This window comes from Aporhodopirellula aestuarii, assembly GCF_023701485.1.
GTDB classification, from domain to species: domain Bacteria; phylum Planctomycetota; class Planctomycetia; order Pirellulales; family Pirellulaceae; genus Rhodopirellula; species Rhodopirellula aestuarii.
This window is the reverse complement of sequence record NZ_JAMQBK010000046.1, coordinates 138,276-159,907: the sequence shown is the minus strand read 5'-3', so window position 1 is coordinate 159,907 and position 21,632 is coordinate 138,276. Positions and strand designations below refer to the sequence as shown.

Annotated in this window: 15 protein-coding genes and 1 tRNA gene; 8 read left to right on the top strand and 8 right to left on the bottom strand. The window is 57.4% G+C overall.

What is annotated here, in order from left to right; all coding sequences use genetic code 11:
- Positions 1-144: 144 nt before the first annotated feature.
- Complete coding sequence (locus tag NB063_RS17950; RefSeq protein WP_250930126.1) at positions 145-429, top strand: hypothetical protein; 285 nt, start codon at positions 145-147, stop codon at positions 427-429.
- An 828-nt stretch (positions 430-1,257) separates the two neighbouring features.
- Here NB063_RS17950 and NB063_RS17945 read toward each other — a convergent pair.
- The 5 genes from NB063_RS17945 to NB063_RS17925 all read right to left on the bottom strand — a co-directional run bounded on the left by NB063_RS17945 (position 1,258) and on the right by NB063_RS17925 (position 5,039).
- Positions 1,258-1,331, bottom strand: a tRNA-Val gene (locus NB063_RS17945).
- Positions 1,332-1,439: 108 nt separating this feature from the next.
- Positions 1,440-1,634: a 30S ribosomal protein S21 gene (rpsU, locus tag NB063_RS17940; RefSeq protein ID WP_044256699.1), complete on the bottom strand. Its 195-nt coding sequence runs from the start codon at positions 1,632-1,634 to the stop codon at positions 1,440-1,442.
- Between the two features lie 298 nt (positions 1,635-1,932).
- Entirely contained in the window at positions 1,933-2,208 is a 276-nt protein-coding gene (locus NB063_RS17935; RefSeq protein ID WP_250930125.1) for a hypothetical protein, read from the bottom strand.
- Positions 2,209-2,512: 304 nt separating this feature from the next.
- Positions 2,513-4,048 carry a tetratricopeptide repeat protein gene (locus tag NB063_RS17930; RefSeq protein WP_250930124.1) on the bottom strand — a complete coding sequence of 512 codons (1,536 nt, stop codon included), beginning with the start codon at positions 4,046-4,048 and terminating at the stop codon, positions 2,513-2,515.
- A 118-nt stretch (positions 4,049-4,166) separates the two neighbouring features.
- Positions 4,167-5,039: a penicillin-binding protein activator LpoB gene (locus NB063_RS17925; protein WP_250930123.1), complete on the bottom strand. Its 873-nt coding sequence runs from the start codon at positions 5,037-5,039 to the stop codon at positions 4,167-4,169.
- A gap of 322 nt (positions 5,040-5,361) precedes the next feature.
- On the opposite strand from NB063_RS17925, the gene NB063_RS17920 reads away from it, so the two are divergent.
- Entirely contained in the window at positions 5,362-5,781 is a 420-nt protein-coding gene (locus NB063_RS17920; protein ID WP_250930122.1) for a hypothetical protein, read from the top strand.
- A gap of 228 nt (positions 5,782-6,009) precedes the next feature.
- Here NB063_RS17920 and NB063_RS17915 read toward each other — a convergent pair whose 3' ends face one another.
- Positions 6,010-7,038 carry an efflux RND transporter periplasmic adaptor subunit gene (locus NB063_RS17915; protein ID WP_250930121.1) on the bottom strand — a complete coding sequence of 343 codons (1,029 nt, stop codon included), beginning with the start codon at positions 7,036-7,038 and terminating at the stop codon, positions 6,010-6,012.
- Between the two features lie 84 nt (positions 7,039-7,122).
- Here NB063_RS17915 and NB063_RS17910 point away from each other — a divergent pair, with 84 nt between their 5' ends.
- Together NB063_RS17910 and NB063_RS17905 are read left to right on the top strand one after the other, a co-directional pair.
- The gene (locus NB063_RS17910; protein ID WP_250930120.1) at positions 7,123-7,338 is read left to right on the top strand and encodes a hypothetical protein; all 216 of its coding nucleotides are present in this window, start codon (positions 7,123-7,125) and stop codon (positions 7,336-7,338) included.
- 285 nt (positions 7,339-7,623) lie between these two features.
- On the top strand, positions 7,624-8,853 hold the full coding sequence (locus NB063_RS17905) for an Lpg1974 family pore-forming outer membrane protein (RefSeq protein ID WP_250930119.1): 1,230 nt from the start codon (positions 7,624-7,626) through the stop codon (positions 8,851-8,853).
- A gap of 146 nt (positions 8,854-8,999) precedes the next feature.
- Here NB063_RS17905 and NB063_RS17900 read toward each other — a convergent pair whose 3' ends face one another.
- Positions 9,000-12,962: an efflux RND transporter permease subunit gene (locus NB063_RS17900; RefSeq protein WP_322975238.1), complete on the bottom strand. Its 3,963-nt coding sequence runs from the start codon at positions 12,960-12,962 to the stop codon at positions 9,000-9,002.
- 477 nt (positions 12,963-13,439) lie between these two features.
- On the opposite strand from NB063_RS17900, the gene NB063_RS17895 reads away from it, so the two are divergent.
- The 4 genes from NB063_RS17895 to NB063_RS17880 all read left to right on the top strand — a co-directional run bounded on the left by NB063_RS17895 (position 13,440) and on the right by NB063_RS17880 (position 18,987).
- Positions 13,440-15,278 carry an ABC transporter permease gene (locus tag NB063_RS17895; RefSeq protein WP_250930117.1) on the top strand — a complete coding sequence of 613 codons (1,839 nt, stop codon included), beginning with the start codon at positions 13,440-13,442 and terminating at the stop codon, positions 15,276-15,278.
- Entirely contained in the window at positions 15,275-16,522 is a 1,248-nt protein-coding gene (locus NB063_RS17890; protein ID WP_250930116.1) for a CNNM domain-containing protein, read from the top strand. Before NB063_RS17895 ends, NB063_RS17890 begins: the two co-directional genes overlap by 4 nt.
- Positions 16,519-17,457, top strand: coding sequence for a CNNM domain-containing protein (locus NB063_RS17885; RefSeq protein ID WP_250930115.1), 939 nt, complete (start codon positions 16,519-16,521; stop codon positions 17,455-17,457). The genes NB063_RS17890 and NB063_RS17885 overlap by 4 nt, the downstream gene beginning before the upstream one ends.
- Positions 17,458-18,003: 546 nt before the next feature.
- Complete coding sequence (locus NB063_RS17880; RefSeq protein ID WP_250930114.1) at positions 18,004-18,987, top strand: NAD-dependent epimerase/dehydratase family protein; 984 nt, start codon at positions 18,004-18,006, stop codon at positions 18,985-18,987.
- A 381-nt stretch (positions 18,988-19,368) separates the two neighbouring features.
- Here the strand turns inward: NB063_RS17880 and NB063_RS17875 are convergent, their stop codons facing one another.
- Positions 19,369-21,363 (bottom strand): alpha-amylase family glycosyl hydrolase, encoded by a 1,995-nt coding sequence (locus NB063_RS17875; RefSeq protein WP_250930113.1) that lies wholly within the window; start codon positions 21,361-21,363, stop codon positions 19,369-19,371.
- Positions 21,364-21,632: the final 269 nt, after the last annotated feature.

The following is a 21,632-nucleotide window of genomic DNA, read 5'->3' as shown; positions in this document are numbered from 1 at the left end:
AGCGGCTTACTTGAACCATCGCTTGCACACGGAAGACCGGTGGTGCGTTTTCAGGAAGGGATGCTCAATGTCCGAGGCGTCGGTGACGCGAGCCAATCTCCGACAATTGCTGACCGATTCACTGCGTGACGTGAACTGATTGCCATGCCAGACTTCGCCCAACTCAAAACACCAATCGCGTTCGTCGTGATACTTACGATTCTTGGCTGCTTGGGCGGTGCTGCGATTGGTTACCTGATGGGGACGTATCATCCAGCGTACTACCGTGCCATGTTTCCTAATGTTCAGCCGCAGCGTTTAGATGAGCTTTCTGTCGGTATAGGCTTGGGAGTGACGCAAGGCGGGTTCGGTGGCTTCATCGCGGGAACTGTGCTAGCCGTGGCAAGTGTATTCGCAAATGCGCGGTCGCGATCCGGTGATTCCTCGTGACACACATTCCTGAAGCCAGACGGCGGAGAACCACGACGTGCACCGAAGCACGCGATTGAAGTAAGATGACCGTCACGCGTCCACCGTGCATCCTCGGTGACGCTGGCGTTCCCCGACAATGGGCTGGTCAACATTGAACTGGATCGCAACCCTATCTGAACTCTACGCGACTGAAGTCCAACCGAAACGTGCCGCGCGTCCGCATTTTCGCGACCCCGTGACAGTTGCTGGAATCGAAGCGATCGAGTCCGAATTAGATTGTTCGTTGCCTGGCAGTCTACGCTCGCTGCTGCTTTAAACAAACGGCGTCTCGGATCGGATTGAGGCGGAGTGTGATTGTCTACAACGGTATCGAGTGGGTTGGCGGACTTGATTTAAAATCTGGATCCTGGCCGCATAGGCGTACTTTCAATCCGGCAATCACGTAGGGCGTGAAGAACGCGGAGTGAGCTGGCCGGGGATTGGGAGGCTTGGGCTGCATGTGTACGTGGTGGATTTTGCCACAGAGGGCACTGAGGTCACAGACACTTCAGACGCACCTAACCTCTGTGTTCTCGGTGTCCTCTGTGGCTCATTCCTCTTCTGAGCCGGCGTTGCACGTACGGTCAGCGTGGCTGAGATAGCGTTCACGTGTCGATGCTGCGCGATGTAATGGGCGCCGGTTCGAGCGTTAACGTTAGGCCGCAGGAGAATTGGAACCGATTGGAGATTCCGTTTCGGGTTAATCTGGCGTGGTTGCACGCTGGCGGCCAAAACGAGGAAAGCCCCGCTTTCGATAAGAAAACGGGGCTTTCGGTAGATCAAGATAGTGTGGGGAAAACTATCTAATGGGCGTTGAGGGACTCGAACCCCCGACCCTCTCGGTGTAAACGAGATGCTCTAGCCAACTGAGCTAAACGCCCTAGGGAAGCTGTGAGTGGTGGACCGCGAGCTTCGGATTTTGTTTCTACATTGCCGTCGTCGCTCTTGGCTGGGAGCGAGCGGCTGATTGTGGAAGGCGGTGGGCCTTCTTAGCGGGCCAGCAATTGGGTGCGTTTGTTGCGGCGTTCGGCTCGCAGGCGGGCTCGGCGGTTGGTTTCGCTCGGCTTTTCGTAGAATTCGCGGCGACGCATTTCTTTCTTGATACCGCTACGTTCCACTAACTTCCGGAATCGTCGTACTGCCTCTTGAATCGTTTCCCGATCTCGCACCAATAACTTTACCATGTCCGCTTCGTAAACCCTTCGTTTTGAATTCGTTGCATTTGAAAATCGCCTCCGTTTGAGGTCTGTTTTAACGGGAATCGTGGCACATATTGGCACGTCGTCAACGCACCGCGGGCCGGAATCCCTCTCGTGGGAAGCGGAATCATAGCGTCCGAAGTGGATCGTCGACAACCGAGGAAGCGACGAAAACCCGGATTTTTCGATTCTATCAAGGCCATTTCAACGTCTTGGTGTGCCCCATCGGCATCTTGCCGCGGGCACCGCGATCTTTCCCCGCCCTTGACCGGCGGGGCGGTGGTTAGCGGAGTTGGTCCCAGCTAACCGTTTCTCGGCGAACCCCATCGCTGCCGTAGAACACCATCGAACGGGTCTTGAAATCTGCGATCGCGGTGAGCTTGACGCTCCGAGGGCCGTGGAGGCAGAAATAGATGGCACAGGTTTTTCCGCGGCGAACGACTTCGCGTTGCGTCAGCGGGAACTCGCGTGGCTCGAGCGATCCGAGTTCGCAGAGTTTGGATTCGACTTGCAGCCTCATCTTGGGCAAATCAAGCGATTGGAGGGAAAATCCGATCATCGACAACTTTCAAGAAAGAACGAACGACAAGGGAGATTGTCGTCTTGAAGATGCTGCCCCACGGGCCTCATGCCGGTGCGGGGGCGGTCATCCGTCACGGCCGGCGGAGGAGAGCCTATCATTGCGAAAAGACACCCCGCCGGTCGAAGTCGAATGCCCGACAGCGTTGGGTATCGGCGCGATCGGCGATCGGCATTAAGCCTGGACCCGACTCAGAAGAGACTTAACCGCGTCAGCCGACCGGTCGCGATGACTTCATGTGAAACGTCGTGTCGTACCGATCGTGATGGGGGGCGGGGGCGCCTTATTGCGAGTTTTGCAAACTTTTGTTGATCTCACGCCGAGGCTGGACGACGTGAACGTGTTGCGCCGGAGCCACGACCACTAGATACGTATTGCGGCCATTGTCGATTCGCACAGATGCCTCGGAATCGTGCCCGACCGAAAATCCGTCGGGGCCGACGGGGGCGAGCCGGATGGCATGATCACCGACGGGTAATTCCGCTCGCAATACCTGGATCTCACGCGGGAGCAGCCCCCAGCACCGGGTATCCGCGGTTTCAGTTGCCGTCCATGCGGATGAGGCGGCGAATTGGAAAAGGGATCCGACTCCGCCGGTGATGCCAAGGGTTTCGCGGACTTTGCCGACCGCCATCTCCTTACCGGCCTGCCGAACAAAACTTCTCGCAATCGTCCAAGGACGTTCGGCGTCGGCTTGGGTTTGTACGAGTGCACCGACGTCGGTCAGCGATTGGGTGGCGCCGAGGAGCCCGAATGCGCGTGTTGGTGACGAAGGGACGATTGGAGCTCCCGCGACGGTGACGGCCGCGATCGGAGACGGCGGTATCACGACGGTGGGAATCTTGACGCTGGTGATCTTCGGCAGCCGTGTGATGTCGTCGTCCTTCTCGTCATCGTGCAGTAACAAGGTGGAGGCGATCGCGACGGCGGCGGAGGTGACGGGGGCTTCGGTGGGGACGAGCACCGGGCCCCTGCCGACCATGGCGAATACATACAGGACGCCGTGCCCAGGGCGGCTGTGGTTACCAACGGTCGCCCGCTCAAGATCGTCAAACGCCGGGCGGAAGTCGGGTTTGATCGAGCTGACGAGTCGGTAGTTTCGCTGGGCGTCGTCGAAGTCGTGATGGGTGGCTTCGCGGAGGACGCCCCGCAGGTACGGCGCGAATGCGAGTTCCTGGTGTGGCGTGGTGTCGAGAAGTTCAGGAAAGAATGTCTTTTGTCGTTCCTCGGCGACGGTCCGCAGCTTGGCTTGATGCATCGCGGCTTGGTTGATGTAACTTTCCGCGTCGACACCGTCACCGGCGAGTGAACAGATCGCGAGCATCGTGCGGATCATCACCTCTTCATACCCGGCCGGTTTGAAGACACGCGAGGTGTCATCGGTGACCATCGATAGGGCACTGCCTCCGGCCGCTTTGGCACCGGCCAGTAGGTTGCCGCCACCGCCGATCGCATTGGCTTCGCTCGTTTCATCGAACCGGTCGCGTAGGGCCCGCAGGCGTGCCGATGCGGCATCGACGTTGCCCGCGGCGAGTTGGACGACGGCCAAATCGAGTTTGGCAGGGTCGGAAAAACGACCTCGCTTCTCGGCCACTTCGCTGAGCATTGTTTCGGCGGCGGCGAGGTCTCCGGAGACAAATGCGTCTCGGGCCATGTCGATCGAAGCGAGCTTGGCCGCGCAGCCACACATTAGCAACGTGGTTAGCGTTGCGGCGGCTGCCGGAAGGAAAAAGGTCGCTTTCAGGAGTCGATTTCCCGCGAGTGAACATATCGGGAATGCAACGGTGCGGGAGGAATCTGTCGCTGTCGAAATTCCCATCTTTTCGACACCATTGTCCGTGGTGGCGAAACGGTTCGGCGAACCCTATCAACGCCGATTGACATGCCAGCACCGATTGGCATGCCAGCACCGTTTGGCAGGCCAACAACGGTTGGGCTCAGCCGTCCGCTTGGTCGAAGATTCCAAAGTTCCACCATTTGCCCGCCCGCGTCTTGTGGTAGCCCTTGCGGATCTTGGCGGATTCTTTGATGTAGTCGCCGCTGTGCAGGTTGACCATTTCGAGTGTCAGCACGTAATCACGCTGTGTCGATTTGTTGCGTTCGGTCGTTCCGGTGGTGATCGTCGCGTAGAGCAGGTAGTCAACAGGCGTTCCTTGGCGGCCGAGAGCGGCTGCAAAAGCGGCGCGGTTGGCGGGCAGGAACAGCGAGTCGGGACGCAGCCGGGTTTCGATCAATGCGGCGTCGACCATCCGGCGGCTGATGCTGCGGAAGGCTTCTCCGGCGTTGATTTGCGAATCGATCCTCTCGTAAAGCTGGTCTTTGAAGTCGACGAGTTCCTCAGCACTCTTGTTTTCGATGCCGATGAAACAAACACGGGCGGGCCCGGTGGCTAGCTGGGGTGGGCAATTCGGGTCCAGGGCACCGGGGACACCCAACATGTTGGGATCGTTGAGTTGGATTTCGCCGTTGGCGTGATGGCTGGCCATCATCGCGGGGGGCGTCGATCCGTTGGCGAAAGGCGATCCGAATGGCACCGGTTCGGGCGGCGGAGGACAACGGCTCAATAGCTGGGCCACGGAGGAGTCAACCAGCGGGTTCCAAGTCGCCGCGCCAGCCTCGTGGCTACCGACGAGGTCTTTGTCGTCATTTGCGACGATGTGGCCGTAGCGGTGAGCGCATCCACTAAAAATTGCCGCGGAAAAACCCAATGTTGCCAAAAAGAGTGTCGCGACGGCGGTGAAACCCGTTCGACGGGGTATGCCGGACGCCGAGAGATTGGCGGGGTTGCTGGTCGAATACTCACCATCCATGGCAATGCGAACTCTCAAATGACGAAAATGCCAGAATTCCGGCGTGGGGTGACTTGTGATGATTGCATCAGTTAGCAAAATGATCGGCACAACGTCGAGATGAGGCACTGAAAAGACGGGCCAGGCGAAATAGACTTAGCAAACTACTGTGCTTCTCAGACTGGCCCATTTTGACATCTGGCGGGATCTGTTCGAAATTCCCGTGATCTGTTCCATTAGCGATCCGTTTCGCTAGTGATTAACCTCTCGCCGTCTGAGGGAGTGTGTTGATTGCGTTTTCTCGTCTCGCTCCCCTTTTCGTCCCTGTGCTGATTGACCGTACATGACTGTCACGTTCCAACCGAATACCACTGAAATCGAATCCAGTTCTGATGTCGCGACGATGGAGCCGACCAAATCGCTGGAGCCGTCCAGGGGCGTCTCCCCGTTGCTTATCGACGATGACGATGATGATGACGACGTGGAAGACGATTCGCCATCAACGGACGATGACGATTCTTCGCCCGGATTCGGGGACGATTTGGACGACGCCGAAGATGACATCGACGAGTTCGATGACATCGACGAAGACGACTTCGATGATGACTTCGACGACGATTTCGAAGAGGAACTCGATGACGATTACGAGATCGAAATTGATGATGAGATCAGTGCCGAGTTCGGTCTCAACACGGCGGGTGATGATCTCGATGAAGATGACGACGATTTAGACGATTTTGACGATTTCGAAAACATCGACTGATCGCCGGTAAAGCGTGCCGGTGTTTGGCGCGGAGGGCGGGATTCGTGGGACTTCTTAGCGGAACGGCGCAGGCGGTCCACTCCCGCATTACCGGACGGTTGGCGGCGATCCGCTACTTTTGAAATCCCGCAGTCATTCAATCGGCATCCCTTGAATTCCCAGTCGCCCCGCGATCACCGCCGCGATCGGATCGTTGATCCGCGTGGTGGTCGCCGTTGGAATTGGCGATCAATCGATCGTCAGTTTGCCACGCATTCCCGGACGGGCTTTCCGGTTCGGGTTGTCGACCGTTGCCCACAATCGGACTTGCGAAGTCACCGGGTGGAGTTCAGCGGAAACGAATGTGACCACGCCATACAGCACGGTGGCTTCGTCAACATTGTTTTCCACTGCGACTTTCGAGTCACCGTTGCTATTGGCAGCGAATGAGGTCACGTCGGAAGACGGTTGAGGTGGGGCGATTTCGAATCGCACTTTACGTCCGACGAGACCGGAGTCGTGGAGTCGGCCGTCGACGAACCCGCTGACTCGAATCGGGTCGAGTGAGATTAATCTAACGATCGGTGCCCCGGCTTCTACCCATTGCCCGTTCTGCACGAAGACCTCGGCGACTTGGCCGTTGATTGTGGATTCGATGGTGTGTTCGTCGAGTCTCTGTTTGGCGAGTTCGCAGGCGGCTTGCTTTTCCGCCGCCGTTGCTTGGGCGATTTCGCGTTCCTGTTCGGATTGCTCGACGGCTAGTTCGGCTTGGTCAATCACCAATTGCAGACGATCGATTTCGGTTGCTGTCACCGAGCCCGGATACCGTTTGTTCGCCTCGTCGCTTTGTTGCAGTTCACGCTCGCGGACTTCGAGACTGCGTTTCGCGTACCGTGTGTTGACATCGTTTTCGGCTTGAATCATCGCCGCGTGCAACGCCGCTTGGGCTGCCGACCATTCGCCACGGGCACGACGTTCGTCGAGGCGTGCGAGTACTCGGCCGGGGACGATCTGCTCTCCTTCGACAATTTCAACCGAGTCAACGCGGCCTGCGATCGGGGTGGAAAGGGAGGTGTTCTGGATCAACAGCACTTGGGCTTGGTCGATCTGGATGGGTTCGTCGGCGTGGGTCGAGCGAACCGAAATGGCGCTTGCGACGATACCTGCGAGGAGGCAGGCGATCGCGCGAGATCGGCGTAGGGTCATGGGGCCGATTGCGGTCGCAGCGGTGCCGGGGGAGTGCGATGGGCACATCTTTTCGACTATCTTAGGGGGCACGAGGGTGGACCACTTCAGGCTAGTCTCGTGATTCAAAAGAGCAACTTTCCAACCTGTTTTCCCGTTTCAAGGCGGTCCTCACGCGTGCAACAAGTCAAACTTTTTAAGGGCGTCGACAACGATCTGCCGGAACTCGAGCGTCAAATCAACCGTTGGATTCGTAAGACCGGAGTGAAAGTGTTGTCGATTTCGGGCAATCTCTCGAGCCAACCGAACGCCGGAGCGGGCCCGATGAGCAGCTTCGCCGCCGGTGATGTGTTGATCATTGTTCAGGTAGAAACGGAGAAGCCGCTCGGCTAGCGGGAACGCGTGGACATGCCCCCGAGTGCGTTTGCCGTGCGCGGCGTATTTGCCGTCAATTGCCTTTTGGGCGACGACATCGGACCCTAATCCGGCCTCCCTCGACTTTGACGATTAGGGAAACTAGCCGTCTGTAATCATTGTTCTTCATATTCTGAAAGTGCGTCTGCCGATCATCTCCGGTAGAGGGGATGTCGATCGGGTCGTGTGGATTAAAACGATCATTTACGTCCCAGTTCGAATTCATCACACTCCGAATACTGATTGAACTCAAGGGCGGTCATCATGTCCACGAAAAGGACTCATCGTTTTCTCCGGCGTTTAATCGTCGGTGGCTTTGTGCTCTGCGGCGGTTTCACCTCCGGCACCATTTCCATCGCTGCGGATACCGACGGTATTCCTCTCGAACTGGTCGCAGGACTTTACGAGGAAAGCGAAACCAACAGCGGCGTGGAGACGATTTCCTCGACCAGCGACGCACTCACCGAGCAACCATTGCAGTTGTGTGCTGCCGAAGGCGGTTGTCTCGGCGGTGCCGGACCCGCTGGGATCCTTGAAGGTTCGTTGTTGGGGGGGCTCGGCAGCGGTTCAGCGAAATGTCCACAACCTTGGTGGGCGCACCGCAGCGGCGCGTTCGGCGAATTCCTTTATCTGACCGCAGGCAGTAGTGACCTGATCTACGCTGTCGAAGGAACCGATCCTGACCCAGCCGTTGGAACGCCTACCGGACCAATCGGCATCGCTCAAATGGAAGGTGACGCGGGGTTCCGCACCGGCTTCTCAATCGCCGCAAGTCCTTGCAGCAGTTTGAATGTGGCCTACTCCTATTGGCAAGGCAGCACGTTTGATGTGATCAATGCTGACAACGCAAGCGGCTATGTTTTGAATTCGCAGTTATTGCACCCGTCGCTCGATAACACGGGCGTGAGCAGTCTGCAGTCGAACGCCGATCACGAAATCTCGTTTCAGACCGTCGATCTGAATTACCGCCATCTGTGGAAACAAGCGGGAGCTCTCGCGGTGAACTGGACCGCCGGTCTACGCTACAGCAACCTGGAGCAAACGTTGCGGAGTCAGCAGACGTTCCAAGTTGCCAACGGGCTTACCGATGTCACGACCGATATCGACTTCAATGGTTTTGGTCTGACCGGTGGTTTGGATCTGAAGCGTTACAGCTGCGAAACTGGGCTTTATATCTACGGCCAAGGGATGGCTAGCTTGCTCGCTGGGGATTGGAAAGCCGACTATCGTCAAGCGAACCAGTTTGACGGTGGCGAAGCGAGAAACTCGTACGAAGATTTCCACGCAACGCCGATTCTCGAAGGTGAGATCGGATTGGGTTGGCAGAGCCCTGCCGGACGCGTGACGATGCAGAGTGGATACACGATGGCGGGATGGTATTCAGCGGTCACAACTCGCGGTTATATCGACGCGGTTCGCAACAGCGACTTGATCGACATCGGCGAAACGATCACGTTTAGCGGATTGACTTCACGTGTGACGTTCCAGTTCTAACTACCTGCGTCGTGCTGACGCGAGTCGTCTTGAGGTGAAGTAGACCAGCCGGAATCAACCGGCTGTCCGATGCCCCTCAATCAGCCGTTGGTTCGACAAGGTTGCCGAACCAACGAGCGGTGGAAACGCGGTCGGCATTGCCGCCGCTATTTCCGTTTCGGTTGATTCGAATTCGTCCGCGAGGGCGGCGAGTGAACCTTGAGAACGGGAATGTCTTCGGACGCGATCATGGAACCCGTGCCGGTCGCGGTGATTTCTGATGTGCCCGATTCAGCCACGTCGGTTTGCCAAGCGGTAACGAGATCGTCGTTGTCGCTGCTCTTGAGGCCATCGGAGTCGTCCTTCGGTCCGGCTGAAAAACCCAGTCGCGGCTTAAAGCACTTGCCGAGTGGGCTAACCAGCAACGCGGGCAACAAGATTAAATCGCCCACCAAAGCTGCGGCGAGCATGACCAGCATCAACGTACCGAAGCGTTGCGTCGGCGTGAACGTGGACAACGCGAACACGAATAAGCCAAGACCGCCGACGATCGTCGTTTGCGTCATCGCGGGGCCGACTTTGCGATACGTTTCAATCACCGCTTCGTATCGCGATTTGTTCTCTTCGAGGAATTGGCGATACCACGATAAGAAGTGAATCGTGTCGTCGACGGCGACACCCATCGCCACCGACGCGGTCATCATCGTTCCAATGTCGACCGCAATTCCGGCGATTCCCATCAATCCGAATATCAGCAATACCGGAAAGAGGTTGGGGATCATCGAAACCGCACCGGCGGCGATGCCGTCGAGGAGGTTCCGCGGTGCGAGCCATTGTGATGGGAAACTACCGGGGTTGAGCAAGACGATCATCACGAGGCCGATCAGCACAAAGGCCATCATGATCGATTCGAGCAAGCTGCCCAGCAGCGTCCGTTGAGCTTTGTAGACGACCGGCACGACGCCGGTGAACACGACTTGCGGCGCTATCGCATTCTTGACGTCGAACACGGGAACCTGACGATCGCCCTTGGTAATTCGAACCGCATGCGGGTTGTTGTGGTCGTGAGGCGTGGGTGCGACCCTCACAATCTCTTTACCGATCGGGGTGGCCGCAATCTCGTCAGCACGGATGACGATTTTTGCCGCTGCCAAAAACTCAGACGCTTTCGACGCAGCGCCAAGATGCAGCGGTTCGCCGTTGCCGCGTTGGCTGACTAACGAGGTTTCGATCCCATCGACCCAAATCACGGCATCGTAATTTGCGATCGTTCGGTCCCACGCCTCGCTTCCCGGTTGGGGTTGCAGTTTGGGGTTTTTGGGGTCGATCCAGTGTGGTCGTTGAACCTGTTCATTTTCAACCAACTCGTGCAGGGTACTCAGGAAGACTGCCGCTGCGTTGACCGAACCGTCTGCGTTGACGAGTGTTGCTTCGGCGAGACCTTTGACCCGATCACTACCCACGATCAGGATGCGTTGTTTGCCCGTGATGCCGGATTTCGATTCACTCAACGCGGTTAGCAACGCGGCACGCGTACGGTAGGCCTCGATCACCGGGGAGACGACATCACGTAGATCGTTGATGAACAGACCGTAATCGTTATCCGACAAGGCACTGACTCGCAAACTCAGACGCCACATTTCGCTGCCGGCGAGCGGACCGTGTTCCTCGATTTTGACGTAGTCGCTGTCGAGCATTTTGTCTTTTGATTCGCCAATGCGTTGTCGCATCGTGCTGCGAACGGTACTCCATCCTCGACTCACACCTGGCAACGGCGGCAAGAACGTGTCCATGCTCGACGCTTGACCAACCTCGCCGGTCCCCTCTTCGCCGAGGGTCCGCGTGACGGCGATTCGAATCCTTGACACCGCTTCGATGCGTTCGAGTAAATCAAGTGAAATCGCTTCTTCGGCAGCACCCGGTTCACCCCGTTCCGCCTTGGCCGCAACGGTCGAAGGGCTGGCAAAATCGTGCTGCAACTCAGGCGGCATCCGGACCACGATTTCCATCGGGACGAGTTTGCCGAAGTTCTCTTCTAGCCATGCGTAGTCGCGGAGGATCCGGGCGTTGGAGTCGAACAGTTTGAGCAACTGCACCGACGTGGTGATGCGAAACAGTCCCAGCGAAGCGATTGCCAATAAGAGCATACAAGTGATCGCGACGGCTCGGTGGTGCCCAGTAATGAACCGTCCGAACGCGACCCACCAAGCTGCCAATCCCATGTCGGTTTTGATCGGGAACGCGGCGGTAGGGTCCGGGTGCTCGGAAGTTTTGGCGGTATTGTCCGCCTTTGGTTTCTTCGTTTTTTTGCGGTCGACAAACTTGGGTGCGAACACCTCAAGTGCGGCGGGCAAGTACGAGAACAGAATCGCGAGCGTCGCGATCACACCGATCGCGGAATAGAGCCCGAAGTTGCTGATCGGTTTGAGGTTGCTCGTGTAGAGAGAACCAAGCCCGATCGCGGTGGTGACGGCGGCGAGTGTGCAGGGCAGTAACGCATGTCGTAACGCCCGGCCCGCGGCTCCGCGTTGGCCACGCACGCGGACTTCATCGCGATAGTAATTGATCACGTGAATCGCGCCGGAGAGACCAAGCACATAAACCAGCGACGGCATGCTCAAGAGAATCGCGTCGACCCGTCCTCCCGTCCATCCGACCATGGCCATCGAAAGCATGGCGGCAGAACCACCGACGATAAACAGCATGAGTGTCGTCTTGATGCTGCGGAAGCAAAAATACGACAGACCAACACCGATCAAGATGCAGTATCCGATCAATCGCACCAACGTCACGGTACCTTCTTCGTCGATCGCGATGTTATCGATCGGGGGTCCACCCATACGAAGCGGAGGCAGCGAGCCGACGGTTTCCGGCGGTTCACGATTGAACGGTGGTGGGGCCGTCGACGGTGGTGATGGCGGATGCACGCCGCTTTGTTCGGCAAGAGCCAGTAAGCGACCTTGGGGACTGCCCAGCGTGCCACGTCCGATCGCGTATGCCAAATTGTCTTTGGCCAAATCGGTCAACGTGACCAGGATGCAAGTCAGGCGTGGCGGTGCTTCTATTTCCAATGCGTCAAAGACGGCGTACCACGCGTCGGTCTGCACCGGAGTGATTGCACTGGAGATGGCATCGGGATTTCCATCCAACCGATCGTCAGCAAAGTCCTGCAGCGTTGAGTTAACGATGAACTCGTAGTCGGTAGGCAGTTTCTCGCGTTTTTCTGGAGGCAAAACTTCAACAAAATCCGCGACTGTCCATTCGAAACCGGGCGGGACCGCCGGTGCAAACAGGCTGCCCGTCAAGCGTTCCATGGCGCGGCGTCTGGCCACGAGCGGTCGCTTTTCGGGATCCGTCGTATCCACGGGCCAAAGCGCCCCGCCTTCGGCCGATAGTTCGCTGACGATTGTGGCTCCGGTTTGAACGGTTTCAAACAAGGGGGCGCACAGCAATGTAGGGTCGTTGTAGAACTCGTTGATCTTTTCCGGGGTCGATGGTTCGCCCAGGGCGGTGACGAGTTTCCCGTCGAGGTGATACTGGCCGATCGCTTTCTTGATCGCCCGCAGCAGACCGGCGGGACCGTTGTTGGCTTCTTCCCAACGATAGAATCGACCGTCAGGGGTGATGAAGTACCACGTTCCATTGGCGGAGGCGACCCACTTTTCGTCCCTGCCGCCCCAATTGTCGAGGTCTTGGCCGGGCGGGAGGAGCTTGAGCTCCTCACCGAGAGCACGGGCCCGCACGCGGGTGCGCCGTTCGGCAAGCGAGAGGCCACTCGCCGCATCGGCTTCTTCCGCGAGCAGTTGTTTGCGGAAGTCCGCTGATTCGTGGAGCAGCTTGTTTTCGAGTAGGTGCAACCGCTGATCACCGACGGTGCAGCCGGGCCATGTCGCCAACACAAAACTCTCCCCGGCGAAATGCTCGGCGAACCAATCCAGTTCGGCGGTTTCAGGGAAATCGCTCGGCAGCCAATCTTTGATGTCGTTCTCTTTGTTCTGCAGCCCCGAGCGGGCGCCACGAAACGCCGATGGCAGAATAAAGAAGAACCCCATCAGGACCAGCAATGCCATGCTGGTTCCCAGCGGGCCGGGACGTTCGAGAAAAGAACGCGAGGAAGGTGACGAGCTCATACGCGGGATGCGATGGGTGGAAGGCGTGGGGATGCGGATTGCAGTGAAAAGTAAGACTCAACCACGCAAACCTCCCGATTTCGGATCGAAACGGTTGGTTTGACAAACCACACAGGCTAACGAGAACACGCCCGTAAAACCATTGCTATCTGAACCATCCCACCCGATTTATGGGGCGAACGCATTGGGTCGGGAGGGTGAGTGAAAATGGTCGGCTTGGCAAAGCGAGGAGGTTTCCGCCCACTCGTGGGGATCCGGCGGCAAGGCGGCTCGGGACCGAACGCAGATCGGTTGGCGGGGCGGATGCCGCCCGATAGCGAGTGGCGAGCGCGTGAGACCAGTCGCGGGGGGGCGTTGCCAGCGGCCGATCAAACGCGAAAAACTTCGGAAACACCACGCCGGAGAGGTCGGGAGAGTTACCGACCGCTACCAGACCGCCCGTTGCGAACCCGATCGCTGGGCGAGTAACATGTTGCCATGCTAGGACCCGTATTTAATCGTGAAGCCACTGTCGCTCCCAAGCGTTCGTCAACGTATCTGGCGCGCGGAATCTATCTGCTGACGCTGTTTCTGCTGTTGTGTACCGGTTATTTGGTGCTCGACGGCTCGCGATCGCTGTTTGCCAACTCCGATGCGGCGAAATTTGGCGGTTGGATGTTCAGGCTTCTGGCGCCGCTGGAACTTGTGATTTTGTCGGCGTTGGCTGCCGTGAGTGCGGCCAGTAACGTGGCGCAGGAGAAGGATCGGCGGACGCTGTTGCTGCTTCTGATGACACGGTTGTCTGGGTTTGAGATTGTCGTGGGGAAAACGGCGTCTGCGCTATTGACCCCGCTCAGTTTGCTGGTTGTTTCTCTGCCGCTGTTTTTGACGCTGCCGTTGCTCGGCGGTGTCGCACCGAGTCAGGTTTTCGCGGTGTTTCTGGTGATCACGGTCAGCGTGATCGTCTCGGCGGCGGTCGGAACCGTCGTCGCGTTCTGGCGTGAGAAGACCTTTCAATCGATCGCGTTGACGTTCTTGGTTTTGCTGCTGTTGGTCGCCGCTGGCGAAATTTTGGCAAGCAGTACGCTAGCGTCGACGGTTTGGGCGACGGCGATTAGTCCGCCGCGAGCCCTGATCGCGGCGACAAACTCGAAGTCCAATTTGGCAACCGTTTTGCAATCCGGTGCAGGATGGTTTGTGATCATGGGCAGCATTGTGTCCGCCTGTGTGCTGGCGATCGGTATCGCGAAAGTTCGCGTGTGGAATCCGTCACGTGAAGTTCGTTTGAAGGCTCCCGAGCCGGAGACCAGCGAAGAGTATCTGCGAGATCTTTCCGCCGCCGGGGTCGCGACCGAGGGTGGTACCGAAGCGATTCGCGAAAAACCACACGTCGAAGGGCCAGCGTCGTGGAAAGTCCGGCAACCGCGACACGTTTGGGACAACCCCATCTTGTGGCGTGAGGTTCGAACATGGGCCTATGGACGTAAAATCCTGCTGATCCGCGCGGTATTCGTTTTGATGTTCGCCATCATTGCGGGAGCGATCTGGTATCAAGTCCAAAGCGGGGTGGCGATGGAGCCTTCAGGGCGTATCGGTCGCGCTTTTCCGGCGGTGACGATTCCGATGGCCGCGCTCGGCGTGATCAGTTTGGTGTTGGTCAACGCGCTCGCGGTGACGTCGATTACGGGGGAACGCGATGGATTGGCGTTGGACCTGTTGTTGGTCACCGATTTGCGACCGCGTGAATTTATCTTTGGCAAATTGTTTGGCGTGATGTATGCGGCCAAAGAGTTAATCCTGTTGCCGCTCGGCCTGATCGTCTATCTCGGCGTCGCCGGGGTGATGACTATTGAAAACATGCAATATGCGATCCTGGCGGCGATCGGGTTGTATGTGTTTGTCACGATGCTCGGCATCCACTCGGGTTTGAATTACGTCTCGGGACGAACGGCGACGTTGGCGAGTCTCGGGACGGTGTTTTTCCTGTGTGTAGGCATCGCAATTTGCATGACGATCATGGTCAGTTTCCGTGGTGCGTTTCAATTGCAACTGGCGCCGTTCCTGGTCATGATTCTCGGTGGTGGTGCGGCGTTGTTTGCGGCCCTGGGATGGCGGAATCCGTCGTCGGCGATTTTTACCGCCGCGTTCGCGTTGCCGTTGATCACGTTCTACGCGATCACGCAGTTCTTGCTGCAGACGGACCACCTATACGTCGCCGCCGCACTGATTTTCGGATACGGGTTCACAACGGCAGCCATGATGATTCCTGCATTGAGCGAATTTGATGTTCCGCTCGAAGTGGAACCGTCGGATTCACCTGCGGAGTTGTCCGCTTGAGCGAATTGGCGGCACAGTGGCCTTTTCTCTTGGCGATGTTCGTGTTGATCGTCGCGAGCGGTTTGTTCAGCGGCAGCGAGGCGGCGTTGTTCTCGATCCGAGATCGCGATCGCAAGAAACTCAAACGCAGCGGTGCGGCCGGCCGTATTGTTAATCATTTGCTCGACATGCCGGATCAGTTGCTTGCGGCGATTTTGTTCTGGAACCTGTTGATCAACATGATCTACTTCGCGCTCGTCGCGATGGTTTCGTCGGATATGTCGCGGCCCGGTGTGTTCACGTTCGCGGCACTGGTGACGATCATCTTTTTCAGTGAAATGTTGCCCAAAAGCGTCGCGGTGATGACACCGGTGCAAATCGCGTTGGTCGTCGGCGTTCCCATCAAAGCTGCCGTGACTGTTGTCAGTCCCGTGCTGCCCGTGGTTCGGTGGGCAAACGAGGCGGCAGCGAGATTGTTGTGGCCGTCATTTCAAAGCGAACCGGCGATTGATTTGGCGGATATCGAACGCGCCATTGATTTAGGCACTGATGATGCATTGCTGATTCGGCGAGAGCGGGCGGCCCTGCAAGCACTCGTTGCGATGACCGAGACGCGGGCCGATGAAATGATGCGGCCGCGGAGCCGGTTGCTCGTTGTCACTCCTCCGCTGGATCAATCGTTGTTGCACGCCGGTTCGCCTCCCGGCGGCTACATGATGGTTGCCGATCCGCGTGATGAAACCGGCGAGACCTGGGTCGGCTCGATCGCGGTGCGATTGCTGCGTCCGCAACAATTCAGCGATCTCGCGTCGGCGATGGATCCGGTGTTGTTCTTTCCATGGACGGCGCGTGTATCTCACGTTTATGACGAGTTGCATCGTCAAGACCTCAGCGTCGCGGTCGTCGTGAACGAGTTCGGCGAAGTCATCGGTGCGTTGTCGATCGATGATATCTTGCGAGGCGTCTTGGCTAGCAGGGGCCAGCGTGATGCGGCGGAAGATCAAATCAAACTGATCGGACGTGATCACTACCGAATGACGGGAATGACCAGTTTGCGTGCACTCGCCCGGATGCTCTCGATCGACGTTCCCGAAGAGCGAGTGGCGACGGTTTCGGGGTACGTTCAACGTTGCAACGAACGGGTTCCCCGTGTCGGTGATATTGCGAAGTTGCCCCCGTTTGAACTCGTCGTTACGGATGAAGACGAGGACGACATTTGGATCGAGGCGTGGCGCGGACCCGACATGGCAGGAGAATCGACATGATCTTGTCGTTGATACTGTTTGCGATCGCGCTGACTCTGAGTGCGTTCTTCAGCGGAACGGAAACGGGACTTTATCGCGTCTCTCGGACACGATTGGTGCTCGACGGGTTGAGCGGATCGTGGGCGGGCCGCGGTTTGGTGTGGTTGCTGAACCATCCCGCAATCTTCGTGGCGACAACGCTCGTCGGAAATAACCTCGCAAACTACATGACGAGTTTCTCGATCGTGATGTTTGTCCCATACGCGTTCGCCGGAGGGGCGAGCATGGAATTGGGTTTGACCGTGATGATGACGCCGATCGTGTTCGTGTTCGGTGAACTGCTGCCGAAGCATTTGTATTTCCAGGCTCCGTATCGATTGCTCACCTCGACACGTTGGGTTTTGTTAACCGCGACGATCCTTTTCTCACCGGTGTCGAGCCTGTTGGCCTTGCTGGGTAACGCCTTGCAAGCGATGACGGGGCAAACCCCGTTTCGGTTGAGCCTGACGATGGCACGCGGCGATCTCAACCGGGTGTTGCAGGACGGTCACGAAGCCGGGATTTTGACGACGAGCCAGCGGACGTTGGCGCAAAATATCTTCGAAATCGGAAGTCAAACGGCGGTGCAGTTCGGGGTTCGCCCAGATCGATTAGCCGTGGTGAATTCACCGGTCGATCTGGCGACGGCACGGCATCAAGCCCGGCGATGCAACCATCCGATTATCCTGGTGCGTCGACGCGGCCGAATCATCGGTTTCTATCGTTTCTCGGACCTGATCGGGAAAGAAGCGGTCCCAGAACCGCTGCCGGTTGTGCGAGGATCGCTGTCGGATCGGCATTTGGGAGTCTTGCTGCGTCTCTATGATGCCAACAGCGACGTCGCCGTGCTCTATGACGCGACCGGAAATTTGGCGGGCGTCGTCACGCGTCGGCAATTGTTGCAGCCACTGATGTAGGCTGCGTCGCAAACAATTTGCCGTGCAACGCGTTGATCGGTATGCGAAGTGCAAGAGTGTTTTCTTGGCTTCACCCTTGTCTTCAGGTGCAGGCAATTAGAATGCGATGGCTAGTTGCTTTGTCAGGGTTCAAATTTGGGATGGGACCGGACGGCTCGCGCCGTTCCGCTAAGGATTTTAGCGGCAGGGCGCAAGCCCTCCGGTACGGCATCCGAAAGTTGAGGTCAAGCAATGTGCTTGGTGCTTTGTCAGAATTCAAGTTTGGGATGGGACCGGACGGCTCGCGCCGTTCCGCTAAGGATTTTAGCGGCAGGGCGCGAGCCCTCCGGTACGGCATCCGAAAGTTGAGGTCAGGCAATGTGCTTGGTGCTTTGTCAGGATTCAAATTTGGGATGGGACCGGACGGCTCGCGCCGTTCCGCTAGGATTTTTAGCGGCCGGGCGCGAGCCCTCCGGTTCGGCAACCCCAAGTCAAGGTTTGACAAAGTACTTGCGTGAGGACAGTTGATTTTCTTTTTATGTGGTTACGACACCGAGACATTTCACGATGCGAATTTTCGTCACCGGAGGGTCCGGTTTGCTGGGGAATACGATTCTGCGACGGCTCAATGAGACGTCGCATTCCGCGGCTTACATGGTCCGAAGTGAGACCGACAGTCACGTCTTCGAAGGCATCGATGCAAAAGCGTTCCAGGGCGATTTGAATGATCGTGAAAGTATCGAGAACGCTGCCAAGTGGGCCGATGTGGTGATTCATTCCGCCGGGCTGATTCATCTCGGATGGAAACGGTTGGATGAGTCGATGCGGGTCAACGCCGAGGGGACCCGGAATGTCGTTGACGCTTGTTTGAAACACGATTGTCGCTTGTTGTATGTTGGGACCGTCAATACGCTTGCGGTAGCCAGCCGCGAAACGGTTGCTGATGAGTCGACGCCCCTGGAGCATGCCGGTGGACAAATCGAATGCAGTTATGTGGTGAGTAAACGCGCCGGTGTCGCTGAGGTGCAACGGGGAATCGAGAGCGGGCTGCAGGCGGTGTTGTTGCATCCCGGGTTCATGCTCGGTCCATGGGATTGGAAGCCGAGTAGCGGTCGCATGATGTTAGAGGTCGGACGCGGATGGAAGCCGATTTCACCGCGAGGAGGTTGCAGCGTTTGTGATGTGCGTGATGTGGCGGACGGCATCATTGCCGCGATCGATACGCAAGTCGCCAACGGGAGGTCGTTTGTTCTGGCTGGACATAACGAGACCTATTATCGGCTTTGGACCGAAATGGCGAAACGGTTTGGGCAGCTCCGCCCGATCATGCCAGCCGGACCGCTGCAAAGACTCGTTGCGGCGAAAGGTGGCGACCTATTGAGCAAACTGACGAGGCACGAGCCCGACATTAACAGTGCCGCGGTTGCGATGAGCAGCCAATACCATTGGTATAGCTCGGCACGCGCGCAAACCGAACTGGGATACCAAATCCGCCCGATGCACGAAACGCTCGATGATGCGGCGGATTGGATTCGTAATCGCTTTTTCTAAACCCACCGCCAACGAAGCTTTCGCTGTTCGTTTCTCAACGAGTTGAAAATACAACGGCTGCTTTTTCGAGACGTCAGCTCTTTCAATAAGACGCCGAGATTGAGGGCGGACGCACCGTGATCCTTCAATCACCCTTGGGACGTCGATTGTTTTAGTGCTTTCTTTAGCGGAACGGCGCGAGCCGTCCGGTCCCGAGTTACCGGACGGCTCGCGGCGTTCCACTACGTTTGAAATCCCGCAGTAATGAAATCAATGCCCTTCGGGTGATGACTTGATCGCTCAATAGCGGAGCCCGCTGAAATCAATAGCCCGTTGACCGCTGGTGTGATTGCCAAAACCACGGCCAGCGCCGTTTGGATAATCCAACTCGGTGAGGTACCGTTAGGCTCGATGCAACCAGAGGAATTGATACGGTTCCAATTGGATGTCGTTGGCTGTTGTGATCGTCTCACCGGTGTACAGATCTTCGAAGAATCGACCCATCCCCGCCGTTCGCAAGCGGTTGGAGTCGATTGTCTGCGGGAATTCGCTGAAGTTGGAAACGACGATCACACGATTGGCCGCTTCGGTGCGTACGTAAGCCAGCAGCTGTTCCGATTGCGTCGAGATCAGTTCCATTTCGAGCCCGGAGAAAGCGGGCGTGCGTTTTCGAATGTCGATCAGTTTTTGCAATGACGTGAAGATGCGGGCGCGGATCGATCCGTCGTCACCGAGTTCATCTAAGAACGTCCATTGCATTTTCGGGCGGTGGACCCAGCGGGTGTCGCCCGCTTTGGCAGGATCTTTGACGAAGTCATAATCGTTCAGGGCGCCCCACTCCTCGCCGAGATAAATCAGCGGGATACCGCCCACACTGAGCATCGACGCATTGAGCAGGAGTATCCTGCGAATGGCGAGTTCTTTGAGGTCTTCACGGTCTTGTTCGATCGCCTGTTCAAGGCCCGCGAGTGACGCCAACGTGCCGCTGATTCGCATATCGCCCGTGTCCATGTTGTGTTGGAACGGAACGCCGCGAGCGAAAGATCCTTCGAATTGACCGGTGTAGAACGCGTTTAAGAAATGTCGGTGGTCGTATGCATTGATTCCGACTGCGGCGGCATCGTCGTCATCAAACGTCCATCCGATATCATCATGGCAGCGAAGGTAGTTTACCCACGTGGTGCGATGCGGCAGTTTATGGCGTCGGGAGAGGGACCGTTGTAAAAGTTTGGTGCTGCGGGTGGCCAGCGATTCCCATAGCAGCGCCATCAAGGTCGGGTTGTATGAAGTTTGGCATTCGTCTTCGCTGATATACCGTACGACTTCGTCGGGGTGAACGATCGCCTCGCTTTTGAACACAAGCCCCGGTGCCGCGATCCGCGAACACGCGTTAAAGGCTTGGATGATTTGATGTGCCTCGGGGAGGTTCTCACACATCGTTCCCATTTGCTTCCAGATGAATGCAACCGCGTCGAGACGCAAGATGTCGACTCCGGTGTTGGCGATGAACAGCATTTCGGCCAGCATCGCGCGGAAGACTTCGGGATTCCGGTAGTTCAGATCCCACTGAAAACTATTAAACGTCGTCCAGATCCAACGATGCATGCCGTCATGCCAGGTGAAACTGCCGCGGCGAACGGTTGGGAAAATTTCACGCAGCGTTCGTTCATACTGATCGGGCATCGTCCGATCGGGGAACATGAAATAGTAATCGCAGAACTCTTCGGCACCGGACTGGGCTTGCTGGGCCCAGTAGTGATCGTCGGCGGTGTGGTTGAAGACGAAGTCGAGAACCAACAGGATCCCGGCCTCGCGCAGCGCCGCGGCGAGATCTTTGAGATCGTCGATCGTCCCGACACGTGGGTCAACACTGCGGTAGTTGCTAATCGCGTAACCGCCATCATTGTTTCCCGGGCGGACCGCGAAGAGCGGCATCAGGTGCAGGTATGTCAGGCCGAGTTTTTGGAAGTACGGAATCTGATCGCGCAGGCGACCAAGATTTTCGCTGAACAGATCGACGTAGAGGGCACCCCCAACCAGTTTTTCGGAGGTATACCAACCGGGGTTATTGATTCGATGCCGATCGGTTTCTCGCAGTGCCTCGTCCCGCATCCGCCACCCGCGAACCATCGTCATCAGAATCTGTTCGAGGTGATAGAAAAAGTCCCATTTTTCCCCGTAGAGCCCCAGGAGCAATTGGAACAATCGCGGCCAGTGCCGCTGCAGTCGCTCCATCATTTCGTCGACTTCTGACTGGTCCACGTCTTCGGCTTCCCAGAACGCTTCCAATGTGGGCAGCATTCTCTCCAGAGCGACGTAGGCACGGGAATCGCTCCGTCGGGCGGCGGCGTTTCCGGTTGCGACGATCTTTGGGGAATTGAGTTTCAGGGCAATCATGTCGGGCTAGGTGAAAGTTGTACGTTAGTGGGTATCGGTGTCTGTACCCTTTCTAATAGGGCGGCAAAAGCTTGAAAACAACGGTTCGGGAGGCGAAAAGAACGGTCGGGAGGGCACGGCGACCGTTGCCGGGATGAACGCCCGCCCCGGTCGTCGTAACCACCGCATTTCGATCCCGCGACCGATATCGTATTCAGTCTGGGCAGATTCGTCCAAAAGGATATAGGTCGCAACCGGCCACTTGTCAGGCGTGGCCGTTGGGATTCGCG